25 protein-coding genes, 1 other RNA gene and 2 pseudogenes are annotated in these 25,547 nt (G+C 41.5%); 17 read left to right on the top strand and 11 right to left on the bottom strand.

The features are described 5' to 3' along the window. Nucleotides 1-208 precede the first annotated feature (208 nt). Nucleotides 209-1,159: a DMT family transporter gene (locus tag A33Q_RS00720; RefSeq protein ID WP_009035674.1), complete on the top strand. Its 951-nt coding sequence runs from the start codon at nucleotides 209-211 to the stop codon at nucleotides 1,157-1,159. A gap of 29 nt (nucleotides 1,160-1,188) precedes the next feature. Here the strand turns inward: A33Q_RS00720 and A33Q_RS00715 are convergent, their stop codons facing one another. Next, nucleotides 1,189-1,512 carry a hypothetical protein gene (locus A33Q_RS00715; RefSeq protein ID WP_009035673.1) on the bottom strand — a complete coding sequence of 108 codons (324 nt, stop codon included), beginning with the start codon at nucleotides 1,510-1,512 and terminating at the stop codon, nucleotides 1,189-1,191. A 166-nt stretch (nucleotides 1,513-1,678) separates the two neighbouring features. Here A33Q_RS00715 and A33Q_RS00710 point away from each other — a divergent pair, with 166 nt between their 5' ends. After that, nucleotides 1,679-2,632, top strand: a complete 954-nt coding sequence (locus A33Q_RS00710; protein WP_009035672.1) for a phytanoyl-CoA dioxygenase family protein — start codon at nucleotides 1,679-1,681, stop codon at nucleotides 2,630-2,632. A 232-nt stretch (nucleotides 2,633-2,864) separates the two neighbouring features. Here the strand turns inward: A33Q_RS00710 and A33Q_RS00705 are convergent, their stop codons facing one another. Then, entirely contained in the window at nucleotides 2,865-3,851 is a 987-nt protein-coding gene (locus A33Q_RS00705; RefSeq protein ID WP_009035671.1) for a sugar phosphate isomerase/epimerase family protein, read from the bottom strand. A gap of 100 nt (nucleotides 3,852-3,951) precedes the next feature. On the opposite strand from A33Q_RS00705, the gene A33Q_RS22040 reads away from it, so the two are divergent. Both A33Q_RS22040 and A33Q_RS00700 read left to right on the top strand, forming a co-directional pair. Next, entirely contained in the window at nucleotides 3,952-4,119 is a 168-nt protein-coding gene (locus A33Q_RS22040) for a hypothetical protein (RefSeq protein ID WP_160169327.1), read from the top strand. A gap of 5 nt (nucleotides 4,120-4,124) precedes the next feature. Continuing rightward, nucleotides 4,125-5,240: a hypothetical protein gene (locus tag A33Q_RS00700; protein ID WP_009035670.1), complete on the top strand. Its 1,116-nt coding sequence runs from the start codon at nucleotides 4,125-4,127 to the stop codon at nucleotides 5,238-5,240. 144 nt (nucleotides 5,241-5,384) lie between these two features. Here the strand turns inward: A33Q_RS00700 and A33Q_RS00695 are convergent, their stop codons facing one another. The 3 genes from A33Q_RS00695 to A33Q_RS00685 form a co-directional block, all read right to left on the bottom strand. After that, the gene (locus A33Q_RS00695; RefSeq protein ID WP_009035669.1) at nucleotides 5,385-6,626 is read right to left on the bottom strand and encodes a M56 family metallopeptidase; all 1,242 of its coding nucleotides are present in this window, start codon (nucleotides 6,624-6,626) and stop codon (nucleotides 5,385-5,387) included. Beyond that, nucleotides 6,623-6,997, bottom strand: coding sequence for a BlaI/MecI/CopY family transcriptional regulator (locus A33Q_RS00690; RefSeq protein ID WP_009035668.1), 375 nt, complete (start codon nucleotides 6,995-6,997; stop codon nucleotides 6,623-6,625). The genes A33Q_RS00695 and A33Q_RS00690 overlap by 4 nt, the downstream gene beginning before the upstream one ends. 602 nt (nucleotides 6,998-7,599) lie before the next feature. Beyond that, the gene (locus A33Q_RS00685; RefSeq protein ID WP_009035667.1) at nucleotides 7,600-8,331 is read right to left on the bottom strand and encodes a nitroreductase family protein; all 732 of its coding nucleotides are present in this window, start codon (nucleotides 8,329-8,331) and stop codon (nucleotides 7,600-7,602) included. A 101-nt stretch (nucleotides 8,332-8,432) separates the two neighbouring features. Between A33Q_RS00685 and A33Q_RS00680 the strand changes: the two genes are divergently transcribed. Together A33Q_RS00680 and A33Q_RS00675 are read left to right on the top strand one after the other, a co-directional pair. Continuing rightward, on the top strand, nucleotides 8,433-9,920 hold the full coding sequence (locus tag A33Q_RS00680) for a DUF5687 family protein (RefSeq protein ID WP_009035666.1): 1,488 nt from the start codon (nucleotides 8,433-8,435) through the stop codon (nucleotides 9,918-9,920). Then, complete coding sequence (locus A33Q_RS00675) at nucleotides 9,917-10,612, top strand: ABC transporter ATP-binding protein (protein ID WP_009035665.1); 696 nt, start codon at nucleotides 9,917-9,919, stop codon at nucleotides 10,610-10,612. Before A33Q_RS00680 ends, A33Q_RS00675 begins: the two co-directional genes overlap by 4 nt. 6 nt (nucleotides 10,613-10,618) lie before the next feature. Here A33Q_RS00675 and A33Q_RS00670 read toward each other — a convergent pair whose 3' ends face one another. Together A33Q_RS00670 and A33Q_RS00665 are read right to left on the bottom strand one after the other, a co-directional pair. Next, nucleotides 10,619-10,909 carry a hypothetical protein gene (locus tag A33Q_RS00670; protein WP_009035664.1) on the bottom strand — a complete coding sequence of 97 codons (291 nt, stop codon included), beginning with the start codon at nucleotides 10,907-10,909 and terminating at the stop codon, nucleotides 10,619-10,621. A gap of 5 nt (nucleotides 10,910-10,914) precedes the next feature. Next, a complete protein-coding gene (locus tag A33Q_RS00665; RefSeq protein ID WP_009035663.1) occupies nucleotides 10,915-11,112 on the bottom strand; it encodes a hypothetical protein in 198 nt (65 codons plus the stop codon). Between the two features lie 193 nt (nucleotides 11,113-11,305). Between A33Q_RS00665 and A33Q_RS00660 the strand changes: the two genes are divergently transcribed. The 8 genes and pseudogenes from A33Q_RS00660 (at nucleotide 11,306) to A33Q_RS00625 (ending at nucleotide 17,370) form a co-directional block, all read left to right on the top strand. Beyond that, on the top strand, nucleotides 11,306-12,493 hold the full coding sequence (locus A33Q_RS00660) for a sulfite oxidase (protein ID WP_051394795.1): 1,188 nt from the start codon (nucleotides 11,306-11,308) through the stop codon (nucleotides 12,491-12,493). A gap of 1 nt (nucleotide 12,494) precedes the next feature. After that, on the top strand, nucleotides 12,495-12,965 hold the full coding sequence (locus A33Q_RS00655) for a hypothetical protein (protein WP_009035661.1): 471 nt from the start codon (nucleotides 12,495-12,497) through the stop codon (nucleotides 12,963-12,965). A gap of 127 nt (nucleotides 12,966-13,092) precedes the next feature. After that, a complete protein-coding gene (locus tag A33Q_RS00650) occupies nucleotides 13,093-13,401 on the top strand; it encodes a hypothetical protein (RefSeq protein ID WP_152527359.1) in 309 nt (102 codons plus the stop codon). A gap of 44 nt (nucleotides 13,402-13,445) precedes the next feature. Continuing rightward, complete coding sequence (locus A33Q_RS00645; RefSeq protein WP_009035659.1) at nucleotides 13,446-15,305, top strand: hypothetical protein; 1,860 nt, start codon at nucleotides 13,446-13,448, stop codon at nucleotides 15,303-15,305. A 24-nt stretch (nucleotides 15,306-15,329) separates the two neighbouring features. Then, nucleotides 15,330-15,509: pseudogene (locus A33Q_RS00640) on the top strand (IS256 family transposase); the annotation flags it as partial. A gap of 185 nt (nucleotides 15,510-15,694) precedes the next feature. Further along, the gene (locus tag A33Q_RS22515) at nucleotides 15,695-15,976 is read left to right on the top strand and encodes an RHS repeat-associated core domain-containing protein (RefSeq protein WP_316929403.1); all 282 of its coding nucleotides are present in this window, start codon (nucleotides 15,695-15,697) and stop codon (nucleotides 15,974-15,976) included. Between the two features lie 16 nt (nucleotides 15,977-15,992). Next, nucleotides 15,993-16,571, top strand: coding sequence for a hypothetical protein (locus A33Q_RS00630; RefSeq protein ID WP_009035656.1), 579 nt, complete (start codon nucleotides 15,993-15,995; stop codon nucleotides 16,569-16,571). Between the two features lie 367 nt (nucleotides 16,572-16,938). After that, complete coding sequence (locus A33Q_RS00625; protein ID WP_009035654.1) at nucleotides 16,939-17,370, top strand: energy transducer TonB; 432 nt, start codon at nucleotides 16,939-16,941, stop codon at nucleotides 17,368-17,370. A gap of 173 nt (nucleotides 17,371-17,543) precedes the next feature. Here the strand turns inward: A33Q_RS00625 and A33Q_RS00620 are convergent, their stop codons facing one another. Together A33Q_RS00620 and A33Q_RS00615 are read right to left on the bottom strand one after the other, a co-directional pair. Further along, a complete protein-coding gene (locus A33Q_RS00620; protein ID WP_016254434.1) occupies nucleotides 17,544-18,383 on the bottom strand; it encodes a hypothetical protein in 840 nt (279 codons plus the stop codon). 251 nt (nucleotides 18,384-18,634) lie between these two features. Next, nucleotides 18,635-19,078: a hypothetical protein gene (locus tag A33Q_RS00615; RefSeq protein ID WP_009035652.1), complete on the bottom strand. Its 444-nt coding sequence runs from the start codon at nucleotides 19,076-19,078 to the stop codon at nucleotides 18,635-18,637. Nucleotides 19,079-19,441: 363 nt separating this feature from the next. On the opposite strand from A33Q_RS00615, the gene A33Q_RS00610 reads away from it, so the two are divergent. Together A33Q_RS00610 and A33Q_RS00605 are read left to right on the top strand one after the other, a co-directional pair. Next, on the top strand, nucleotides 19,442-19,891 hold the full coding sequence (locus A33Q_RS00610) for a hypothetical protein (RefSeq protein WP_009035651.1): 450 nt from the start codon (nucleotides 19,442-19,444) through the stop codon (nucleotides 19,889-19,891). A gap of 18 nt (nucleotides 19,892-19,909) precedes the next feature. Further along, on the top strand, nucleotides 19,910-22,234 hold the full coding sequence (locus A33Q_RS00605; RefSeq protein ID WP_009035650.1) for a S8 family serine peptidase: 2,325 nt from the start codon (nucleotides 19,910-19,912) through the stop codon (nucleotides 22,232-22,234). Nucleotides 22,235-22,340: 106 nt separating this feature from the next. Here A33Q_RS00605 and A33Q_RS00600 read toward each other — a convergent pair. Both A33Q_RS00600 and ssrA read right to left on the bottom strand, forming a co-directional pair. Further along, nucleotides 22,341-24,002, bottom strand: a pseudogene (locus A33Q_RS00600) (IS1182 family transposase). 88 nt (nucleotides 24,003-24,090) lie between these two features. After that, nucleotides 24,091-24,496, bottom strand: a transfer-messenger RNA (tmRNA) gene (gene ssrA / locus A33Q_RS21720). A 172-nt stretch (nucleotides 24,497-24,668) separates the two neighbouring features. Here ssrA and A33Q_RS00595 point away from each other — a divergent pair. Further along, the gene (locus tag A33Q_RS00595; protein ID WP_016254428.1) at nucleotides 24,669-25,457 is read left to right on the top strand and encodes a DUF481 domain-containing protein; all 789 of its coding nucleotides are present in this window, start codon (nucleotides 24,669-24,671) and stop codon (nucleotides 25,455-25,457) included. Nucleotides 25,458-25,547 lie beyond the last annotated feature (90 nt).

Here is a 25,547-nt window from a genome sequence, read left to right as displayed (position 1 = left end):
ATGGTGGTGCATGGTGGAAGCTAGGCAGATAAATTGAAATTTACCTTTTAACATTTTTGGTTAATAGTCCTGTAGCTTGGTTTAAGAATCCGTCGCAAAATGCGACTATACAAGAGGTCCGACCGCGCAACCGTCGGACAACGTGACCCTGTCCCAAGTTGTAGGACCTCGCAACTTTGAAGTTTTTTTGCTTTTCTTTGCAAAACGTATGATGCAAAATCAAAATAATCCCTCTGCACTTGGGTATATAATGGCCTTGTCGGCAGCTGTTATGTGGGGGGTATCAGGTACCTGTGCACAATATTTGTTTGAAGAAAAGGGGGTTTCTCCTTCCTGGTTGGTGTGCTGGAGGATGGTAATTGCCGGCTCGCTTTTATTGGCATTTGCCATTTTCAGAAAAAATTCCGATGCCAGGCTGATATGGGGCAAAAAAAGAGATATATGGGAAATTTTGATTTTCAGCACTTTTGGAATGGTCGCTGTACAATTTACCTATTTCTACAGTATCAGTCTTTCCAATGCCGCGACGGCAACAGTTTTACAGTATGTAGGGCCGGTTTTCGTAGTTGGGTTTTATGCGGTCAAATTAAGACGGCTTCCCAAACCGAATGAATATATCGCTTTGGCTCTGGCCCTGACCGGTACTTTTCTTCTGGTAACTCATGGAAGCTTTGAAGCTTTGGTGATTTCGGAAGGGGCCCTGTTGTGGGGATTGCTTTCGGCGATATCTTTGGCTGTTTACACTATACAACCTGTGCAATTGCTCAGGAGGTTTTCTGCACCCACGGTAACAGGGTGGGGGATGTTTATCGGAGGATTAATCTATTTACTGGCCAGCAATCCATGGTATTTATCCGGGACATGGGATGTGGGTACTTTTTTGGCATTTGCCTATATCATTCTTTTGGGTACGGTCATTCCTTTTTCCATCTTTCTGGCTTCTTTGAATAGTATTGGGGCACAGACAGCCAGTCTGCTTTGTTCTGTTGAGCCCTTGTCAGCAGCCTTAGTGGCGGTTGCATGGCTGGGGGTGACATTTACCGCAATGGATTGGCTGGGGACCTTTTTCGTTGTCATCACGGTAGGATTGCTTACCATGTCCAAACGACCTGTCAAGTTACCTGCTTTGCGGGCTTTTTGGAAAGGGAAGGTGAGGTAAGAGGCCTAAATGGCGTGACGGTATCAGGACTAATCTATTCTCTCAGCATGAATCACGAATACAGCTGGGAGTCTTATGCCTAGGGTAGAACATGCGATTGCTTCGGAATCTAGTTTTTTTCTTATCCTGACACGTAATTTCATGCTTGCTTCACCAAATCTATTTCTATCTAAATTAAACCCCTCCCTTAAACTTCGGTCCATGACAAATTGGTCGCCTACCAAAGCTTCAAGCCTTTCAATATCACTTTCTTCAAATCTTAAAACATTTAACTTATTTTTTCGACTAAAGTCGGTTGAGTCTGATTTCAAGCTCTCACCACCGGCTAAAGCGCGGTGGAAACTGTACTTCATCTGCGGGAATCACCGAGATCTGCGGGCGATTTTTCTTTGCGCCCTTGCGTCTCTGCGTGAAACAATTATCCTTCCGACCTGAGAAACCCTAATCATCGTGATACCTCCTGCCCTTTTATATTCTATTGATTTTTAATATCTTAATTTCCGGAAACCCAAGACAGCCATGAACAAAAACCCTAACCCTTACCATGTTGACAAGCCCGGCAATCCCTCCACGGCTGCAAGCAGTAAAGTCAAACTTAATGACCGTTCCAGCGGGAAACCCTTGAAAGTACTCTCTGAGGAAGACTGGGATTTTTGGGTACACAATGGCTATGTGGTGGTAAAAAATGCCGTTCCTAAAGAGCAGGCTTCCCGGACCGCGTCATTTTTATGGGAGTTTGAGGATAAGGATCCTAATGCCCCTGAAACCTGGTACAAAAACCCTTACAATGAAATGGAGATGAAAGAGCTGGTGGGTACAGGAATGGTAGAAGTGTACAATCACCAGCAACTTTGGAACAACAGACAGGCACCCAAAGTCTACGAGGCCTTTACGGATATTTGGGGGACAGAGAAGCTTTGGGTGACCATTGATAGGGCTAACCTGAATTTTCCCATTCGTCCCGGACATGAATACAAGGCCTTTATTCATTGGGACTATGACCCGGAAACCAAGCCTCAAAATGTGCAAGGCGTGCTTGCCCTTGCTGATCAGAAGGATGAGAATATGGGTGGTTTTCAGTGTATTCCCGAACTGTACCGGACTTATGACATTTGGAAATTAACACAGCCACAGGACAGAAACAGGTTTATGCCAGATATCAGCCAATTTGAAAATGACATAGTCAAAGTCAAGTTGGAAGCAGGTGACCTGTTGATCTTCAACAGCCTGCTGCCCCATGGCATCCGGGCCAACAGGTCTGAACAGGTAAGGATTGCGCAGTATATATCTATGATGCCTGCCGAGGAGGAAAATGAGGAGCTGCGACAATGGCGGATCAACTCCTGGGAAAACCGGGTAGCTCCTACAGGTTATGCCTTTCCCGGAGATCCCCGCAATTGGGAGCAGACCAAGTATGAGAGAGCTGAATTGTCAGCATTAGGGAAAAAGTTGTTGGGGTTGGAAAAGTGGTAATTTGGCTGCCAATGACAAATAGCTATTTCTCGCGGCGATCGCGGCGACCTCGCTGCGCCCGCTGCGTGAAACCTTTTGTCATTTGATTATCTGTAAATGCCTAATTTTAAAATCGCAGAGTGACTGAGTGAATAGGAAAACCGCCGAAGGCCACAAAAACAGAAAGGCACCAAGGTTCACAAAGTAATTTGTGTTATTCTTAGTGCCTTCTTGTCATCGTGGCATGAAAAAATCAAGAAATCTCCATTCCAACTCTTTCCAGCAATGCCTTGGTTGCCTTGATCCCTTCTACTTCTGATAGATCGTTTCCTTCATATTCTATACCTACATAGCCCGTGTATCCAGCATTCTTGACAATCTGCATCATTTTGTAAAAATCTGTTTCCACGCAATTGCCTTCTGCATCAAAGTTATTGGCTTTGGCACTGACCCCTTTGGCAAAAGGCATCATCTCTGCCACACCCTGATAGCGGTCGTATTCTTCCACACATTCCCCTTCCCACTCGGTCTCTCCGGAGCGCTTGACACAGAAGTTGCCGAAATCAGGTAAAGTGCCGCAATTGTCCATGCCGGTATTTTGAATGACTTGGGTAAGCCATTGACCATTGGAGGAATAGCTGCCATGATTTTCCACTATTACATTTATTCCGTGGGGCTTGGCAAATTCGGATAGGTTGCGCAGACCATCTGTGGCCGCGGCCCCCACTTCTTCAGCGGTTCCCCTCCCAAAAGCATTGACCCTGATAGAATGACATCCCAGAAACTTGGCAGCTTCTATCCATTTTTTGTGGTCGTCTACAGATTTCATTCTGGCTTTTTGGTCCAAATCCCCCAAAAACCCTTCCCCATCCACCATGATCAATACGGACTCCATACCAAGGTCATTTACCCTTTTTTTCATCTCTCCAAGATAGTTCCTGTCTTTGGCTTTGTCCTTAAAAAAAGCATTCACATACTCTAAGGCATTGATATCAAAAGTGTCTTTGGTAAACTTCGCAAAGTCCAGGTTGTCCAGCTCTCCTGCAAAAAGCATCTTGTGCAGCGACCATTGGGCCAATGAGATTTTGAAAAACATGTCTTTGGATGTTTCTGATACAGTTTCTTCGCTTTTTTGGTTTGCGCCTCCGCAACTCTGCAGCAAAATTGGGCTGACATAGGCGCCTATTCCAAGTAGACCAAGATTTCGGATAAATGTTCTTCTTTGGGTATTGTTCTTCATAGTTCAGGTTGATTACTTTTTCAGAAAGGCAAAATACCCAATCCCCTACATTTAGAGTTAGCCTTTCATATAAATGTTATTAATTTTGTCCGTATTAAGCATGGCATTTGCCAGCTTGGCTGTGTTACAGTCTGCAGAAGCGCATTGTGAAATGGTGGCTCAGGATCCTTATGGGTGTGATGTATGGGATTGTTACGCGATTGGATGTTTGTATTGGCATTGTGATAATACCGCTGGGAATGGGGAGTTTTGTTATGATCATCATTAATTAATATGATACAGCGCTGTTTATGGGTAGTGGTGTTTTTATCAATAATTTCCTGTAATCAACCTATTGATAAAGATACCCTACCTAATTTAGTAGATCTTACAGTTATAGATTCAGTATTGGTGGAAGAGCCTGACTTTTTCATGAATGGGCAATTTCAAGTTAAATTGATTGGAGATAGTATAATTGGTGTATCTTCTTATAAATCACCATCTGTTGGATTTTACCATATTTCTGGTACGCAGCGTAAAAGAATTGCTTCAGGAGATTATCCAATTGGAGCCTTTTCGCCATCCTATTTTGACGCATCTGAGTATCCTGTAGTCTATATTCTTGATGGCAAAAGTGAATCAGTTTTAAGTTTTGATGTTGAAAAACAAGAGTTTTTGGAAAAAATTAAACTAAGTTTACCTGATGGGAAAAAAATCAAATTATTAGGCGCAAATTTCAAGAAAACAAAAAATAGCTTTTTGGTTGAACTGACATCCTCTGCATATGATGTTCTCCACCCTGACTTCTACAAGAAAAGTGGAAGTTTAGTCTACACTTTTGGAATGGACGGTAAGGCAAAGAGCCTTTCTTTCATGGAATATCCTGATGTTTATAAGTCTGTTGAGGTTTCTTTAACCCCGTCAAATTATCTGTCAATGGGAAGCAACTCAGATCAAGTACTGTTTTCCTTTCCCCATTCAAAGACAATAAGCATTTACTCAGATTCAGGAGAATTTTTGGATTCTTTGACCTTGCCTCAAAGCAGATACTTTGATTATTCTTTAGTAGGGGCAGAAAAAGTAGTTGGTTATGATGACTTATTTAATTCTGTAGACGAAGAAAAAATCCGTCTTCCCAATAACGATTATTTCACCTCTGTATATTGGTCTAATGATTTGTTCCTTTTCGAAACTTGGATGAACAATGGAGAAATTGGCCCTGATTATGCAACTTTTTGCCATCTACTTTTATATGACCAGAAAAAGAAAAAATGGTCAGAAACCTCAAACCCAATGAATCTTTTAGACATAGGAATGCTTGTGGGTGTAGTGAATGACACACTTTACTTCTTTGAAGGAAGTCTGCTCCAACATGATGAAAAATATATCAAAAGGGCCGTTCTTAAATAATTTGGCAACCAGTAGAAAAAGTAATTCAGGTGAATAATAATTAAACGCAACACTTTTGGTTTAATATTTTACCCAGGATTGAAGCATCAAAAAAAACAGGGCAATACGCCCTGCCTCAATTGGTCCATCAATTAGCAATGGGTATCAACTTAACTTAAACCTGATCGGCAATCTCATCCTGACAGCTACTTCTTTTCCCCTTTGCTTTCCTGGAATCCAGTCAGGAGATTGACGGATAACCCTGAGTGCTTCCTCGTCACAGCCCCCACCTATTCCTCTGAGAATTTCCGGGTTGGTTACCCTTCCATCATTCTGAATTTCAAACACCACGTAAACTGTGCCCTCAATGCCCATCTCTTTGGCTTTATCCGGGTAATGCAAAGTCGAGCCCAGGAATTCATTCCAGGCCTCCATTCCCCCTTCGAATTCCGGAGAATCTTCTACTACATCGAAAATTTCATCTCCACTGGAAGACAGGGTGTCAACGTCTAAAGGAATGTCCAAAGTCTCAGCAAAATCTTCCTCTTTGCCGGTATCGCAGGCAAATACCACAAGCATAGCTGCCATCAATGGGAAGGCCAATAGAAAAAGGGCTTTTTTGATGGCTTTTGGTTTTTCGTTTTTCATCATCATTTTGATTCGTTTTTTGGTTTGAAAATGGTTAAAATTATTGACCAGCTCGTTGTTGCTTTCGGTTATCAAAAGTCCCAAAAGCAATTTGGCATAATCAGTTTTCGAATAGGCAGTGGTTACTTCTTGGTCTGCTTCATACTCATGCACTTCTCTTAGACTTGCTTCCAAAAATATCCATACCGGGTGAAACCAAAGGAAGGACTTGCTGAGATGCAATAACAGTAGATCCATGGTATGCCCTTTTTTGACATGAACAGATTCATGAAGGAGAATCGGTTTTTGGTCTGGGTCATTTTCATCGTAATGGGGCAGGAATATGTAGTGGAAAAAAGAAGATGGCTGTAGATCTGGATTGACAACGATACAATATCCATCCTTATGATACTTTTCTGATTGGACAATTCTTTTAGCAGTCAGCCCCAACCCATACAGCAACATGCTTATCTGCCAAATTACACCTGTGATGTACACCCAGAAAAGAATCCCTAATACCGTCCAGGTACTACTTTGATTTTCGCTTTCCAGAAACTGAAACTCAGGTAAACTATATGAAAAAACACCAGGTAAAGTTCCACTTGAAGCTCCAACTTTAAAACTTAAAAAGGGAAGTATCATAGCGAATATAACTGAAGAAATCAGGTATGCCCTATTCCAACTGAAAAAGGTCAATTTCCTTAAAAAGAGCCTATAAAATCCGTACAAAAGAGCCAAGGCTAAACTGGCTTCCCAGAGATAATTGAACAGCTGATTCATGGCATATCCTTGTTTTCATTTTCTTCAATTAACTTTTTCAGTTCCTCAATTTCCTTTTCGGAAACACCTTTTTCTTTCACCATAAAAGAAAGCACGTTTTTGATCGATCCATCAAAGTAGTTTTTTAGGAGACTATTGAAGCTTTTGCTTCTGTATTGCTCCTGTGAAATGATGGGGAAGTATTCATGGATGTTGCCATAGGTCTTATGGTCCAGATATCCTTTCTTTTCGAGTTGCTTGATATTGGATGCCAAGGTTGTGTAGGGAGGCTTTGGTTCGGGGAGTTCATTGAGAATATCTCTGACAAATCCCTTTTCCAAGCTCCAAAAGACCTGCATCAATTGCTCTTCATTGTGTGTTAATGGTTCCATAATCCAAACATAATACTAATTTTTTAATATAACTACGAAAAAGTCGTAAATCTACGAAAAAAATGTAATCATCCTGGCTATTGATAAATCAAAGAATTGATGAACTGTGTAATTGTGCACTAGGCTTCATCGTCCATATAAGCGAAGCTAATATGCGAAAATCAGCAAAATCAGCAAGATCAGCGGCTAATTTTTTTTAAGGCCCCAATTGGAACCTTTGGTTGTTTTACACCGCTGTGGGCATCAACTCGCACCGCTTCCATGGGTTGTTAATAGTCAATTGGCCAAATGTTATTCTTCGTCAATTGCTCAGAAAGCGTATTGAAATTAGTTAAAAGTTAATGGTTAAAAAGTTAAAAGTAGGGTTTTTGGTGGATGGAAAAGGTGATCAAGGTGTGAAGGAGATAAACTTAGATCGATACACTATTCCTTAAACTCAACATTTAACTCAATCTGAAATTTATAATCTAAGATTTCTCACTAAGTTCGAAATGACAAGGTGAGGCCGACTTAATTTTAAACCTGAAAAGAGATTTGATGTTGGGAATTTATTTCGCCGTAGGCATATATCAACTTTATATCGCGAAGCATATATCCAACATTCATTTCTCAAAAATCACTTCCTCACTGGGAACCCTGAATCTCTCTCCGTAGATTCCTTCGGGGAGCCCTTTTCCGCAAGCGATGACCATGGATATTTCAGCTGATTTCGGTAGATCCAGTAGTTTCTTCACCCTTTTAGAGTCAAAACCCTCCAAAGGACAGGTGTCGTACCCTTTGGATTTCATGGCATACATAAAGGTCATGGCCGCTAGTGCTACGCTTTTATGGACTGAAATTCTTACATCTGTTTCGGACACTTCTCTAACCATAGGTCTTTTCAGTCCTACCAACCAAGCAATCAAACGCTTGGTCAGAGACCAAAAAGGATATTTGGAATATAACCTCGGTATCAGCTTCCCATAATAGGAAAGCACTTGCTTCTCTTTCTTTGGGTTTATTCCATTGTAATTTTTCTTAACCTGTTCGTAATTGGCCCGGGCTCTTTCCTTCCAATTATCCCTGCGGGCTACGATCACGACCAATTCCCTCGCTGTTCTGGCCGCACTCTGCCTCATACATATCTCTGCCAGGGCCTTTTTTAGCTTAGAGGATTCTGGCACCCTGTAAAATTCCCAAAGTTGCAAATTGGAGCTATTGGGAGCTAAAGTTGCCAACTCCAGACATTCCTGTATTACCTGATGATTGAAGTTTTCTCTTTGATCAAAAACCCGCACGGACCTTCTTTCTTCGACTATATCTGAAAATTCTCTTTCCTGTATCAAATCCTTCATTTGTTCAAAATAATTAACTTGGTATTTAAGCTTTTTTTAGTTTTGTTAAAAAACCAATTTAAAATTACATTAAATTACGAGCAACTTTTAATTCTGCCCTTATGGTTTTGCAACTTATCAAATTAGAACTGCTCAAAAGCATGCGCTCGACTTCCTTTGCAAAGTCTGCTTTAGTAGCGATATTTTTAGCATTTATGGCCGTGGTACTCTTAGCCTATGTGCTTTTACTGGGAATAGTACTTAAAGATGTATTGGAGAAGGTAGTTGAAAATGCAGACGCTTATACCACATTGAGTTCTGGACTGATTTATTTCTTTCTTTTCGAGTTTATGTACCGGTATTTTACCCAGCAACTGCCCGTAATGGAGCTGGAGCGCTTTTTACACCTTCCCATCAAGAAAAGTAAAATCATACACTTTCTACTCGGAAGAAGCTTTATTTCGCCTTTGACTTTGATCGCTCCATTGCTTTTTGGCCCTTTTGCTTATCGGGAAATTCTCCCAAGGTTTGGAGATACTGCAGCCATTTCCTGGATTGCGGCTGTAGTATTGACCAGCTGGTCTTTGCATTGGCTGATGCTTTGGTTTAAACAAAAATTCGAAGATAGCCTGACCGGAATAGGAATAGTGTTTTTAGTCTTGCTGCTTGGTGCAGGATCAAACTATTTCGGATGGTACAACCTCGGGGAAATCATCAAACCTTTGTTCGACTGGTGTTTGACTTCTCCTATCCCGGTACTTGTCCTTTTAGGCGTTTTTGGTGGGCTTTATCAATTGGCATTTATTTACTACAGTAATAATGCTTACCTGGAAGATTTATCACAGGAAGAAAACATACGTTTTGCAAATCAAGACCTTGGATTTTTGTCAAGATTTGGTTTGGCTGGAGAGTTTGCAAACTTGGAATGGAAGCTGATCATAAGACATAAAAAATCCAGGACTTACCTGATGCTTGCAGGTTTCTTTCTTCTTTATGGTTTGATATTTTATAACAATCCTCAATACAAAGCAGATGAAGGATTCAGTCATTTATTTGTCTTTGTAGGTTCATTTATCACAGGGATTTTTATGCTCCAATACGGACAACTTTTCCTGAGCTGGAATTCTGCCAACTTTGATTTTTTCCTCCAAAAAAGAGAGGGAGTGGAAGCTTTGATCAAAGGCAAATATCTTCTTTTTATAGTGGTTTCTATTCTTTGCTTACTTGCTTCTATACCTTATGTTTATTTTGGGTGGGACATTCTATTGATCCATTTAGCTACTTTCCTTTTCAATATGGGGCTGGTCATACATCTGGTGATATATTTATCTCTTTGGAAACCTAAACCTATGGACCTCAACAAAGGCGCGATGTTCAATTACGAGGGAGTGGGTATTGCCCAATTCCTGATGATCATTCCTATGCTGGTCGCGCCTTACGTTGTCTATTTACCATTTGCCCTGATTTTCAATCAATATATAGGCTTGGCTGCATTGGCCATTGTGGGCATGGCTGGAATCATTGCCTTCAAACCACTTTCCAAAATCTCGGTACAACGTGTATTGGATAACAGATATGAAATTTCATCCTCATTCAGACAAGAAATATGATTACTATAGAAGGACTCAAGAAGCAGTATAAAGATGTCGTGGTACTTGATGTACCGAATCTTTTTATTCCCAAAGCAGAATGTTTTGGCCTGGTAGGCAACAACGGGGCAGGCAAAACCACTCTTTTCCGAATCATCCTTGATCTGGTTCGGGCCACATCAGGCAAGGTCACGATAGATGAGGAAGACGTAAGTCAATCAGAAGATTGGAAATGGAAAGTAGGTGCATACCTCGACGAGCATATGCTATTGTCTTATCTGACTCCAGATGAATATTTTGAAGCACTTCGTAAAATGTACAGAATGTCTGATGCAGACCTAAGCTTGCACTTAGAAAGGTTTCATGAGCTATTTAATGATGAGATTTTGGGTAAAAAGAAATATATAAGGGATTTATCCAAGGGCAACCTCAAAAAGGTCGGAATAGCTGCCGCATTGATGGGAAATCCTGAAGTGGTCTTGCTGGATGAGCCCTTTGAAAATCTTGACCCTAGCTCTCAGAACAGATTGAAAAAACTGATTCTTAATGAAATAGAAAAATCCCAGATTACATTTCTGATTTCAAGTCATGACCTGAATCATGTCACAGAAATCTGCGAAAGAATAGTCTTGCTTGAAAAAGGTGTTGTGATCAAGGATATCAAAGAAAAAGAGCTGATGGTAAATGAGTTGAATGAATACTTTGGGACTTAATTTAGTTTAAAACATATTTTTAAATAAAGTCCTGAAAAGAAAAAAATAATTAAATCTGGATAAAAGAGATTTACCGGAATGGTAAATCTCTTTTTGATTGTAAACAATTGATATCACCTGTTCAGTGGAGAAAGGTTGTTTTCTCGCGATTGAAATTAATTGACGCAAAGGCAATCCTATTTTTGGGATACTGGCACCACTAATGGCAACAGCAATTTCACTTTCGTTGCTCAAAACATCAATCTGAAAGTTTTCTCCTTCTATATGCAAATCCGAGATCAATTGTACAGGATACATACCATTTATTTTTCGGATGTTGAAATTTTGAGTTTCCCGTTGATTTTCCAAGTGGTCACATCACTGGATCCAACTTCTCTGGGAACCCCTAAGTTAAAATCTTCAAACTCATAGGAAATTACTGCTCCTTTTCCTGTAAGTTTTTCATAAAGACCAATGGCCAAATCCGGCCAAGATTGAATATTTTCTTTTGATTCTGACATGGTTTAAAATTTTTATGGTTTAGTAATCATTTAACATGTACCTGTCTATTTTGTTTTTTTAAAAAAATTAATGAGTCAGAAAGCCAGCAATTCCACCAGCTCCTTGGATAAAGGCATCCTAAACCTTAATTTTCAATATTCAATCGTACCATCCGTGAAAAAGGAAAGAAGAGCATTTATAAAAAAAATCAGTATGGCATCCCTGGCATCAGCATTAGGTGCCGAGATCGTTTTTGCTGGAAATATGCCCAAGGGATATGTCCCTGTATTTTTGGAAGAGCAGGACAGCCTCAAGTCTATGGGTAAGGACCCTGCTTTGAAAGTTCTCAATGACAGGCCTTGGAATGTGGAAACCCCCATACATCTACTTGATGAAAAAGTGACGCCTGCTGAAAAAATGTTTGTCAGAAACAACGGGCTTATTCCGGAAAAAATCGAGACTTCCTCCTGGACATTGACCATTAGGGGAGAATCCGTCAATCAGGAAAAAAGCTATACACTTGACGAGTTGAAGTCCAAGTTCAAAACCCATACTTATCAGCTCACCCTAGAATGTGGCGGCAATGGTAGAGGTGAATTTTACCCTCCTGCTGAAGGCAATCAATGGGGGCAGGGTGCAGTTTCATGCGCGCAATGGACAGGAATAAGACTTAAAGACCTATTGGACGATGTAGGAATAAAAAAAGATGCGGTGTACATAGGCTATCACGGTGCAGATTCCCACCTAAGCGGAGATCCTGGTAAAGAATCCATCTCAAGAGGTATCCCCATTGCTAAAGCCATGCAAGAAGAAACTTTGGTTGCTTTTCAAATGAACGGTAAGGATATTCCCTTGGCGCATGGATATCCCTTGAGATTGGTGGCGGGAGGCTATCCAGCTTCCGTTTCTGGCAAGTGGTTGAAAGCATTGTCGGTGAGAAACAAAACCCATGATGGCTCAAAAATGGAATCTCCCTCATATAGAGTTCCCATAGAACCTGTAGAGCCAGGAGAAAGGACACCTGATGAAAATATGCGTATTATAGAATCAATGCCCGTGAAGTCTATCATCACTTTTCCCAAATCAGGAGCTGAGTTTCCCTTAGGAAGAAACCTTGAAATTCGTGGACATGCCTGGGCAGGTGAAGAAGAGGTAAATCAGGTTGCTTATTCGATCGATTTTGGAAGCACCTGGCAATCCTGTAGACTTGAAAAACCTGTCAATAGATTTGCTTGGCAGCATTTTCAGGCTCAGATTAAGTTTCCGAAAAAAGGATATTATGAAGTATGGGCCATGGCTACAGACAATAAAGGACGTAGCCAACCCATGGTGGTCCCTGGATGGAACCCTAAGGGCTACCTCAACAATGCCTGCCATAGAATTGCCGTGAAAGTAAGCTAAAATGAGAGAGCAGGATATCAGAAAATTAATTACAGCGATTTCAGCTTTAGGACTTTTGATGGTTGTGATGGTTGTGGCTGCCATCAGTTTTGTGCTTCTGGTACAATATCAACCGGAAACACTCTCCAGATGGTTCTCAAAAACGAAAAAAGAAACCACAGCAGAAGTGGCTCCTGTCGATGAAGATGAATGGACTGCAGAACGCATAGAGGAAGTTGGCTTGGTACAAGGTGAAGGCTTGCAACTGGTATTGACCAACTGCACCAATTGTCACTCAGCCAAGCTAGTGACACAAAACAGGTTTACCCGGGAAGGCTGGATTCAGGTAATCCAATGGATGCAGGACACACAGGGGTTTTGGGACTTGGGTCCTTATGAAGAACCTATAGTCGATTACTTATCAACCCACTTTGCTCCCGAAGCCCGAGGTAGAAGGATGCCATTGGAAGTGGAGTGGTACAGCTTGGAGTAGGGGAATGAGCATAAGTAGAGAAGAATTTTTTATGCAAGAGCGCAAACGCAAAGAAAACGAAGGATTTCCAATATTTTTTTTAAATTGATTTTACAACCCAATATATTACTTTGGAAGACTAATGGAAATGGAAGAATTCAGCGAAGAGGAAAAGTTAGAAGCCAGAAAAATCATGGCAGCTGAGTGGAATAGCTTTAGGCCACCTGTAGAAATCGATCAGCGCATCACCGAGCTGGTTTGGGAGCATTTTTCTGAGGAAAAAATCATCAAAAAATTATCGGAGGAGTTTGAAGCCAAGTCTTGCTATATCCAAAAATGCTTTTGGTTTAGCGAGGCCAACACCCTCACCAGGCGGGAAGAAGAAGCACGTGGCGCATTTTACCAAATCACCAAATGCCACGAGACTTGTGTACCTAGAAGGTTTAGAAATGTTTGATTTAAAATATTCTATCATAAAACTAGATTATTTAAAGACATTAAATGATAAACTTTGAACACATCATTCATACTACATTTGATAAGAAACCTTCTATTACACATAAGAAGTTACTTGATTATTTTGGTCAGGATAAAAATGGTATAGCCAAAGCCAATGACATTTATCTTAAAATGACTGAACCTGAATTTCTTAATAAGTTTCATGGTAACAGAGAACCTAACTGGATGCATTTACAGGAGATAGGTGATTTTGGTAAAGTTGATAGAAGTAGGTTTACTGAACAATTTGAACCTGATCTAAAAGAAATGCCAAATGGTGAGTTATATTTTATCAACCATGATGGATCAAGACAGTTTGTAGCAGGTAAACCTTTAGCTTTTTTGGATAATAAAGCAAGACAGAAACTTGTTGAAAATGTTGTATTCAGTGCTGTTGGTGGATGGGATGGTAGAATGATAGATGTTGATTTTGAAAATGATATGTCTATTCCTGTTACTGAAGTTGTTAATGCTCTCAGAGAAAGTCTTATTGAAGTCGGTGCTACTGAAGCTGATCTTTCATGGTTAAAAGAAAGAGCTATCAAAATATTAAAAGACAGACAATTGTCTTTAATGGATAGTGATGAACTTCAGAATGTAGTTGAAGAAGAAGGTAATGAATTTCTTAATGAGGAAGAAGAAACTGATATCAGACAGTCCAATGATGTAGTAAGAGTTGAAAGTTTTCTTAAAAACAGTAAAGACAATGCTACTGCAAATGTTAAATTGATGTTATCTTTTATTCCTGATTTAGCAAGATTTGAAGTAGTTACTGATGAAGCTGGTAACAGAAGTGCTGAAATTGAATATAAAAGAGATAGTTTAGAAGAATCACTTCAGATGGATGAAGATGATACTTTACCTGGTTTTGTAGATCCACATCAGATATGGAGAAAACTTGAAGACACTTTATCAAATATATTTACACAATCTGATTCAGGTAAAGTTGAATCTGTATTAAGTCAGATGATGGAAAAACTGGAACATAAATCCAAAACTGATGTTTCTGTTGCTTATGTTACTGAAATGGTAAAACAGATGCCTGAATGGAAACAAGTACAGTTTGCTTCTGCATTTAGTAAATCCAGAGTTATATTTAGCACAACTGAAGTAGCAGGTGATATTGGTAATTATAATTACAAAATATTTGATCCAGCTGAAACAGGGAGTAAAACTACTAAGATTAAAAACACTTGGTCTGAAAGTATTTCACAAAGTATGATGTTTACTTCTACAAAAGACAAGTCAGGAGTAGTTCAATATAGTAAAAATGATAAAGGTATTAAAGAATTAGAGGGTCTTATTGCTGGTACACAAAGCCTTATTAGAAAAAATAAATTTTCTAATTGGAATGAAATGGGTGAAGTAATGACTCAAATGGAAAATTTATTGAATGCAATGGGTATTCCTGTAACTAATTTTGATAATAATAGTTACATGGCTTTGTTTCAAGACATACAATATAATAATCCTAATTTACAAAAACCTAATCAGATCTTAATGCATATTGCTGGTATGATAACAGAAGCTAGACTTACTGTTAGAAATCAATCAGATTTTGGTAAAGATGGTACATTCAAGAATCCAATAAAGAATACCAGATTACTTAATACATTTGCCAGATATGCAGCTATGACTTCTGATGATATCAGTGAATCCACTGTTATGTTGGCAGGTAATAAGATGGCGTGGACTTTCTCTATGCCTACATATCTTGACCTTAGGCTAGCTGAAATAAGAAATGGACTTTATAGAAATGAAGAAGGTACACCAAGAAATAAGTTTGTAGAAGAGTTAGAAGCAAGTAGTCCTTACTACCGTAACAATAGTTTCTTACAAAGATTACGGAGACTGTTCATTTAAGTGTGTCTGCTAACTTTACACAAGATGAACAAGAAAAAGACAATTGAGGATTTATTAAATGATCCAAAGATGAGTGACCGTCTAAAAGAGCGGTTATACAGCAAGAAGGGCTTGCTGGGCAAAGAGAGCCCCTTTAGTGAGATTTTACAACAAATGGTGAATACCATGCTTGAGGGAGAGATTGAGAGTTTGGAACAAATACGAAAACAAAGACATATCCACGTTAAAAGCCAATGAATAGACCCATGAAGAAGCTGTTTTTATTCCTGATCGCCCTTTCTTTTTTTGGACAGGGAATGGCCCAGAACCCCTTTGCCTAACTGGGGTACCAACCGAGGGTCGCCACGGCGAGCAACGGGAAGTTCAACGAGTTCCACGACTAGGACAGCGTGGTGAGGATCGGGTCGGTGCTGTTCAACGTCAATACCAAGCGGATCGTCGGACTTGTGGAGAGGGACTCCGTTGCCTTGGAGACTTCCTACGAGGTGGACGTGGTCAGCCGGTGGATATCCCCGGACCCCATGTCCGAGATGCGGACCTGGCTGTCGCCCTACAATTTCGTGCAGAACAACCCGTTGAATCGCATTGACCCGGATGGAAGGTTGGATGAATGGGCATACAATTATGAAACCAAGGAATTGACATGGCTTAGCGATTTGGGGGGGAGATGAGCAACAAATTGTCCATGTGGTCAATAGTGAAGGAAAATCGGAGCCGGTTAAAAGTACCGCAATTATTGATGGATCTGAGGTGTATGTGACAGAGGTAGGCAAAAATTCAGTTATGGTTTCTTCCTATGACCCTGTTGGGGATATTCCGGATGGATATAATTCAAATTCAGGATACAGCTATGATGCTTTGGATTTAAAAGTAAGGCACAGATTAAAAGGAACTTCTTTGTGGTCATTGGTCGCAAACTCTGAAGCCAGTGGAACGGCTGGACCTATCCATAGCCAGAATGCGGTAAGGGAATACATGAAGAAGTATGGAACCAATTCATCGTTGTTTTATGCCGTTGAAGAGGGTTATTTCTCTCCGGCTGGCTCCCTTGATATTACGAAATCGGCCCATGGCCTTGTAAATAAAATTGGCTCAAGCGCAGTCAAACAATTTAACGTACAACCAAGATGGCAGGGTGTTCAAACCAAATCAGGTAGTTCAAACCCCTGGAACCAATTTTTAAAGGAAAATAAAGGAAAGTATTCAGGCAGTGGGTGGCAACAGCGAGCTTTGGAGGATTACAAAAAACTAAGATCGGGGAATTAATGAAACTTGTTGTAACTTGTAGGAAATGTTTCTCAACAAATAGACTTAAGGAAGTCACAAGCGATCGGTATCGACTTTCACAAACTATAGGGGAGAATTTTATCTTGAAGTGCAACAAGTGCTCGTTTGAGAATACGTATTCGGTAAATGACGTACATGCTGAAACAGGTGCCTTACCGTCAGTTCTTATCTTGGTGTCCTTGATTATAATCGGAAGTACGCTTGTGTTTGTCAAGGATTACGTTGGCATCAACTCTTGGTAGATAATCCCTGGATTGTTAGCTGTCCCAGGGTCATTCTTAGCTATCAGATTGAGTATTGAAAAGAGGAAAATTGAATCATTCAACAAGTTTAGAACAAAATGAAAATGAGGCTCCTCACAATACTACTGTTCCTGCTTCCGTCTATAAGCAGCCTTGGGCAAAGCGAAACAACTCTGGAAATCAAATCCGGTGAAACCGATCAGGAAATCTATGTGATTGTCGACGAGGCGCCACAGTTAAAGGGAGGGGAAAAGGCACTGTCCAAATTTTACGGGAAAAAGTCAGAGCATGAAATTGCGGAAAACCGTAAGGATGGCAAAACGGTTTATTTTCAAATGGTCATAAACCAAGACGGTTCTGTTTCCGATCTTGAAATTTTGCTTAGCCAATCAATGGAATTGGAAAAAGAAGTCAGAAGAATTGTAGGGCTGATGCCTAAATGGATTCCGGGGATAAAGAATGGAAAGGTTGTAAGAACCAAAATCACGCAGGAATTGACTTTTATCGTCCCGATCCAACCACAATTGCTTAGCTGATCCATAAAAGCGTGACTTGGATACTGTCAAAATACTAATACTATCATTCCCTTCAAACAAAAAACACCCTGCAAAGTGGGTTTTGGTAGGATTTGAGTTACTCGAATGAGAGGGATTCTGCGACGTTTAGTTCTGTAAAATTAGTTAAATCCAAACTTTTCCCAATCGCCCTTTCACGATTCGTGACCGGACCATCCCGCATCCTCCACTAGATCGAGCAGCATTTCCGCCGCTACCACCTCATTCTCGTCTTCGGCTTCAAGCATTTGGTCGAGTTTTCCGGCTATTCTTTTCCGGGTGGTTTCCGGCCATGATACCCATAGTGATTTGAAGCAGGAATCCACGGCCAAGGATTGGTCCATTGTAAAATCACATAGTATGTATTCCAAACGCAATCTTTTAAAAAGCTTAGCCTTTTCCTGTGTGCTTAAGCTTTCGATTTTCTCTTTTACCAGTAGGTCCACCTCGTCAATGTCGGAATTGAACAAAAAAAACCACAGCCTCTCCAGGTTGTTCCATTTCTCCAGCCGGGGAGTGCCAATAAAGAAAACTCCAGCGTTGATGGTCTCATATATTTGTATTTTATGATGGATTGTTTCCAGATAAGGGATTTTCTTCAGCATTTCAAGATTGTCCTTGATCCCCATGATTTTTTTCCTCTGCGGTGACACCAAGACACCCATGATGCAAGCGGCTTCCACCAATTTTTCAAAAGGGACCTTCTCAAGTTCTTTTTCCGTGGCCACGTGCAAACCCAACCCGTTTCCCTTGTTGAAATGCCCCAAACCCAAAAGGAGAACCCTGGCCCTTAGTCCGGACATCATCAACTCCCAAAAACTGTCGAGCATCTCGCGATAGTCCCCCAACCCCAGGTGTACCATAAAATCAACGCCATGGTCGTATTGGCCGACTTCGGAAACGATATATTCTATGTCGCCCGTGACCAGTTCTTTGAATTTGGCGTCATTTCCGAAAACCCAATTTTCAATATCCGGGTAAATACTCGTTGTCATAACATTGGTTGGCAAGCCGGATTTGTTTAAAGCAAGCCAGGGAAGATTCAATAGTCTGAAAATACGAAACATGTGCGATGATACGGATATTCAAATTGCCCTTCATCTTACTTGAGAACAATTGAACCCGAATCTTGACGGTTTCAATATTATCACGGTTTCACTATCTTTTACGGGGAATGGCCAGATATATGTTCTGGACTGTAAACCCAATCCATCTGGGTTCTGGTTTGCAAATCCCGAACAACCAGTCAGTCCTTTCCGAAATTATAGCGCAGCCCGATATTCGCCCGCAGGAACAGTTCCCCGGGAGAAGCCAAAAAATAGGGTGTGGTCTCTGCCAGTATAATAAAATGGCGATGGCCGGAGATAGGTTTAAAGCTGAACCCCAAAGGAATTCCTGCCTTTGCCTGTTCAAACCTATGCAACCCAAGCATCAATCCAACATGCAGGTTGTACCACTCGGTTTGTTTGAAGTTATGGTGGAACAACCCCTCAATCCCGGAAGGGTAATTGACCATATCCGGGGCAATTACCCTCAACTCCCCAAAGTACTTCTTCTCAAAATCCGTACCTACCCCGATTTGGTTGGTCAGGCCACCTTTATAAAGCCCCACGTGCACCTGGGCTCCCAGATCACTCAATGCAAAGAAGATCGTGGCCAGAAAAAGGAAAACACTCTTGTTATTTTTCATAGTCCTAATAGATGGTTGAATTGCATCAGACGAAATATGGGGTTTTTCGTATGGATTGAAAAACTGTTTTTCATATAATTGCCTGACTTGGTTTTTTATAATTAAATGACTTTTGTTGCTAAGATCCCATGTTCTTATACGCAAATATTATGAAATACCGGATTCTTTTTGTTTTTTTTTCCACAAATTAACTAACTTCATCTAAATTTACCGGAAAATCAAATATAAAAACCGGCGGCCAGGGGTTTATTGGGGTCAGGCGGTTTAAGTTAAAGATATTGGTATCGGTGCAAGGATTTGTGTGCAGGGATGTATCCTGCACTTGTGGGCATATAAATAGATGTTTGGTCAAAAAGGAAGATTATGGAACTGAAAAAGACAAGATTGCCCATTTGGGTATTGATGCTGCTTTGGATCCCGTTCCTCTGTGGCTGTGAACTGGACGATGAGAGGTGCTTGCCTTATGAAGGGGAGATATTTCCTTCATCTTATCTCGGTTATTTTGGGTTTTCATGTAACGGGGTAGTGATTAAGGTAACCAACGCTTCAGTGAACTCATCCTGGGAATGGAATGGAAAGACACATGACGATGTCATTGTTGTCCGTATCCCGGAAGGGGTGGGGTTTGAGGAATTTTTTGGTTTTCCGATCGATGAGGCGAAGGCTGTCCAGAGGTTTTATTTTGATTTCAGGGACCTTGATCCCAGTGAGGAACATTTTTGTACCATGGAGTATTCCGAACCAAGCCGACGGGTATATATGACCCGGTTCGCCCTGACAAGGTGCGGGTATGTCAATAGAAACGAGCGTTAAGCATCAAGGCTGTTAGACATGAAGACAACCCTTACCCTTGTTCTCGCATTTCTCTTGGTTGGGTTGTTCTATTTGGTTCCGGACAGGGCGCTTTACTATTGGGAGGGAGATGTCAAACATTACTACAGTGTGGACACATCCATTGCATTGCTTGAATTTAGGCTTGACCATATCGAAAGCCGGGATTTATCGGAGGATTATCAGGAAGCGGAAGCCGTCCGTATCAAGGATGATTCCACCATACAACTGATTACCCGTTCAAGATCAAAACTACTGGACAGGCTCGAGGCCAAGGACATAACCCAGTACCCGGCCATTCGGGTCAATGGGACTTCTGGAATTTCCTTTGTCACTGACGAGATTTCCGTGATGTTTGAGCAGTATAAAGGCGATTCCGATTTACATGGGTTTGCCGATAGATTTGGATTAATTTACCTGCGGGAAACAAGTTATGGGGCACAGATCTTCCGCCTCCGGGATATATCAAAAACGGTTGCAATCGCCAACCATATCCAGGAAAATGAAGAGGTGATTTGGAGCAACCCCAATTTCGTGCATCTAATATCATTGCACAACGATCCGTTGTACCCTGACCAATATTATTTGAACAATACCGGTCAATTTGGAGGTACCGTCAATATTGACATCAATGCGCCCGAAGCGTGGGGGCTTGCACTGGGGTGCGACAATATACGCGTAGCCGTGATAGACGACGGGGTGGAAAACCACGAGGATTTTGATGGCCGTGTTCTGCAGGGATTTACCGCTGGCAGCAACAATACGAATGGTGCCCCAGTTCAGAATGCCAGGGCGCATGGGATGGCTTGTTCGGGGATCATTGCTGCAACACATAACAACAGTCTGGGGATAAGGGGGATTGCCCCCAATTCCCGTATCGTGCCTATAAATATTTTTCCGAACACCCCAGTCCCTCCCGGTGCAGGTGCCGCCACCAATGTGGAAATCGCGGAGGCGATAAACTGGGCATGGCAACCCGCAAATGGCAATGCACATATTTTGAGCAATTCATGGGGCGGGGGTAGCCCGAATGTTGATATTACCAACGCAATAACGGATGCGAGGACCCTAGGTCGGGGCACTCTTGGCGCAGTTGTCATATTCTCGGCAGGCAATTCCGGGACTTCTGGAGTAACATACCCGGGGACCGTAAACGGTGTTGTCACTGTTGGCGCAATAAATAAAAACGGCAATATATGGGGTTATAGCAGCCGTGGCCCCCAATTGGATTTGGTGGCTCCATCCGGGAATACGAATCTCAACGGGGATGTAAGGACAACTGACCGAATGGGAACCAACGGTTATGAATCGGGCAATTATACCGATAGGTTTGGAGGCACTTCGGGTGCCGCTCCCCAGGTATCGGGCGTGGTGGCGCTTATGCTGTCCGTGGATCCGGGCTTGACGGAAACACAGGTAAGGACAGCTCTTCAAAATTCCGCGATTGATATGGGGATCCCCGGCTTTGACAATACCTACGGATATGGCCGTGTTAATGCTTTTGCTGCGGTCAGGGCGGTCCTTCCGCCAGTTAACGGGCCGGCCCTACTCTGCTCAAGCAACTCCTATGTCCTGGCATCCCTCCCTCCGGGAGGCAGTTCCCCAACCTGGTCGGTAACACCAACGCATCTCTTCTCAGGAAGTACTTCCGGCAGTGGCACTACCGCAAATCTAAGCCCATACCACCACCTTACCAGCGGGGAGGCGACCATTACGTTTACCGTACAGACGGATTGTGGCCCGATAAATATTCCCCGGACTTTTTGGGTTGGCCGGCCAGCTACACCGGGAAGTATTATTGGGGACACTTCCCCAAGTGTGGGGAGTTACAAAAACTATATCGTGGCCAGCCTTCCGGCGGGGGCCACGTCCATGTCCTGGACATTGCCGTTTTGTTTTGGTTGTTCACAACCATGGTCGTTTCATTCTGGCCAGACTTCGACCCAGATGACGGCCGTTGTTGGGGACCCGGCAGGTTATGTCCAGGCAGTGGGCGTCAACAGTTGCGGCAATGGTGGGGCCTCCCTGCTGTATGTCACCCCTGATGACGATGGGCCATGTGACCCTTGCCCGCTTATTTTTCCCAATCCCGTCTCGGAAGAGTTGGTCTTGGAATGGAAACAAAAAGATGGCTCCCGAATTGACGACTATGTGAATCAATACGAGGTCGCTTTGTATGATATGCATGGGTTTAAATTGCTCTCGGGACATTCGAATGCTTCGGTCTTTAGGATGGATATAAGAAGCCTAAGAAACGGTTTTTATTATCTACATATTGTCAGCGACAAGGGTCTGATACGCAGACAAATCAGGGTGGAAAAATGAACGCGGGTTGGTCGCAATGACCCGTGCAACCGGTTCTATTTCCTTATCTTAGCAGAGGTTTCTATTCCTGCGAAACAAAGAGGCTGTCCGAAAAGGGCAGCCTTTTTTATGCCGCTATTTTTTGATTTTGAAACTCCAATGTCGTGATCAGTGGTCTTTGATTAGAATTTTCCCTTGGCACGTATAAGACCGGCCGACTATTGTAGGGTTTATAGCCCAAAGATGATTTTAGTCCAGATTGCATACTTTTGGCCACCATCTTTCTCAGATTATGGCCAATTGCCATCAATAAGAACTCTAATTCCACTTTTTCTAAACCAGTGAGTGTAAACCTGTTGAATTTATTATTGCTTTTAAGCTGGCCAAACGCAGCTTCCGCCTCTATTGGTCTTTTGCTCCTGTGTTCAAGCCCTTTTTCATTCATTAGTTTTTCCCTGGCCTGCTGTTTTAAGAAGTTTAACCTATGGTTCACTTCGATTCTTCTGTTACCTGTCGCTTTGTGGCATTGGGCTCTTAAGGGGCATCCTTCACAGTTTTTTGCCTGATAGTAAGTCACTTGAGATAAATGTCCATTGCTTGAAATGCGCTTTCCCTGTCCAACATTCTCCATGCGCTGTCCCATGGGGCATACATAAAAATCCTGCCCTGCATTGTAGAAAAGATTTTGGGCAAGAAAAGGATTGTTCTTTGTTTTCTTCTTTTGCTCCATGTGGAAGTAATTGTATTTCACGTAGGCATCAACTCCCTTTTTTTCAAGCATTTCATAGTTCTCCTCACTGCCATATCCTGCATCAGCTACTATCTCTTTACTTTGTTTGTTATACGCTTTTTCAAAACTGTCCAAGTGGGATTTTAAAGTGGTGGTATCCCCTGGTGTTTGGTGGATTGTAGCATGGGTAATGAATTGATTTTCAGTTGATATCTGAGGGTTGTAGGCGGGTTTTAGTTGTCCGTTTTTCATGTGATCCTCTTTCATTCTCATGAATGTGGCATCATGATCTGTCTTACTGTACGAATTTCTGTCCCCCAAAATCTCCAAGTCTTTTTCATACTTCTCCAGCTTGGGAAGATGTTCTTCCTGAAGCTTTTGCAGCTCTTTAGCAACCTTTTTTGAAGGTTCTTTCAGCTTTTTGTTAATGACTGCAAGTCGCTCCCTTAATTCTTCGGAATCAATTTTTTCAGGCAATTCTTCTTGGTTAACCTCTTGATTATCTGACAGGATGCTCTGCTCAATATTTGATAAAACACTCTTGATTTTGCCTTCTAACCTTTCTTTGTGCTTTTCAACTGACTTACGCCAGACAAAGGTGTATTTGTTGGATTTTGCTTCAATCTTGGTTCCGTCAATGTATTGTACATCAAGGCTTACTTATCCCATCTCAACAAGCATTTTTACCACTTCGGCAAACAATGTCTTGATGGAGTCTTTTAGGATTTTACCGCGAAAATCATTGATGGTTCTGAAATCAGGGGTTGAGTTTCCTGAGATAAACATGAAGTGGATGTTCTCATGGAGTGCTTTGGCTATTTTCCTGCATGAATACACATTGGATAAATAGCTGTAGAACAAAACTTTGATCATCATTCGTGGATGATAGGCTGATGTGCCTCCACCCTTGTACTCCTTAATAATATCGCTGATATCCAATGAGTTAACTACAGTGTCAACCAGTCGAACAGGGTGATTTTCAGGGATTTTATCGAAAATATTTACCGGAAATAATTCTGGACAATTGCCAGTCTGATTCTTAAAAACTACCTTAGCCATTGTTGTATTTTGTACAACTCTAAAATAATGATTTTAGAGAAAATCAACAATAAAAAAAGGGTGTCTCGACTTTTCGGACACCCTCGTCAGGTGGAGCTGGCGAGATTCGAACTCGCGTCCAGATAGGGAAACACCGTACCGTCTACATGTTTAGTCACCTGTTGGGTTTTCGACTGCTGTTTGCTGGATGACACACCTGACAGCAGCTTATCTACTAGTCTTAGCCTTGCTTAGTAGCCTCACAAGGAGCAGCCCTGTCAAGTCGACACCCCAGATCTGACCGGACAGCGCAACGGTCAGTGGGATGTGGCCGGGGAGCATCTATCGAAGCTCAACCCTTTAAGCATTATCTAATTCCCCTAAGGGATAGATTAGGCAGCCATGGCGTAATTAGATTCGCCAATTATAGTTCGTATGAATGATTCACAGGCGTACATACTCCACCTGACATGCGAGCCCGATCCTTACACCTACTGTCAAAACCGGTCAGCCCCATTGTTTCCAAATAGGAGGACAAATATAATGGAAATAAAGTTCAGTAAAAGGGAAGTATATTGTTTATTTAAGTGTGTAATTGTTTAACTGATTAACTGAGCTCTCTGGCTTAGGCATTTGGATACCAAACTAAAATTCCAAACCTTTGCAAAAAATAAAATTAAACCTGCTTTGAGACTGATTCCATTTCTAATCCTGTTTTTTCTTTCTACCAGTACTTTCTCCCAAATCCTGAATATTGAACGCTATCGGATCCAAAGTGACACAGCAAAATCACTTTCCATCAAAGCCACAGCAGGATTGAATATTTTCAATAGAAGTGCGGCTGCCGATGCTCCTGTGAATCTTTTTGGCTACAAATGGGACATCAATTCCATGTACCACCCGGGAAAACATGCCTATATTTTTGTTTCAAACTTCGATTACCTGAGAATCAACGACAATGACTTCTTAAACTTTGGCTTGATTCATGGCAGAACTGTTTTCAATTATGAGGAAAAAAATAACCTGGAAACTTATATACAGTATTCTTTTGACAATTTTAGAGGCTTGGCTCCCAGATGGATTGCGGGGGGTACATTTAGGACCAAAGCCATCAAAAGTGAAAGACTTACCATGGTTTTAGGCTTAGGCGGTTTGTATGAAAACGAAACTTGGGAGCACCCATTTACAGAAGAATTTGTCCAAGTGGAGTTTTTGAAAAGTTCAAATTACATCTCCTTGCGCTGGACTATCAATGATTATGTGGATTTCAATACAGTGACTTACTATCAGGTAGGCTATGACAGGAGTATTCAGGCATTTAGAAACCGGATAAATGGGAATTTCAACCTGAACACAAAGATCACTGACCGTTTTTCTTTAAACAATAGCTTTAGCTTTAGCTACGAAGACAAACCTATAGTCCCAATTACGCCTTTTATATTTGCGATCAATACCGGAATTTCCTTTGATTTTTAATCAAATCAAAATGAAGTATTTAGCAAAAAATAAACTCAGATTGATCCTACAGGCAGGTTCATAATTACAATAATTTTATATCTTGCGGTG

It is taken from the genome of Indibacter alkaliphilus LW1 (genome assembly GCF_000295935.2).
Taxonomy (GTDB): domain Bacteria; phylum Bacteroidota; class Bacteroidia; order Cytophagales; family Cyclobacteriaceae; genus Indibacter; species Indibacter alkaliphilus.
The sequence above is the reverse complement of the archived record's forward strand: the minus strand, read 5'-3'. Positions and strand labels throughout refer to the sequence as shown.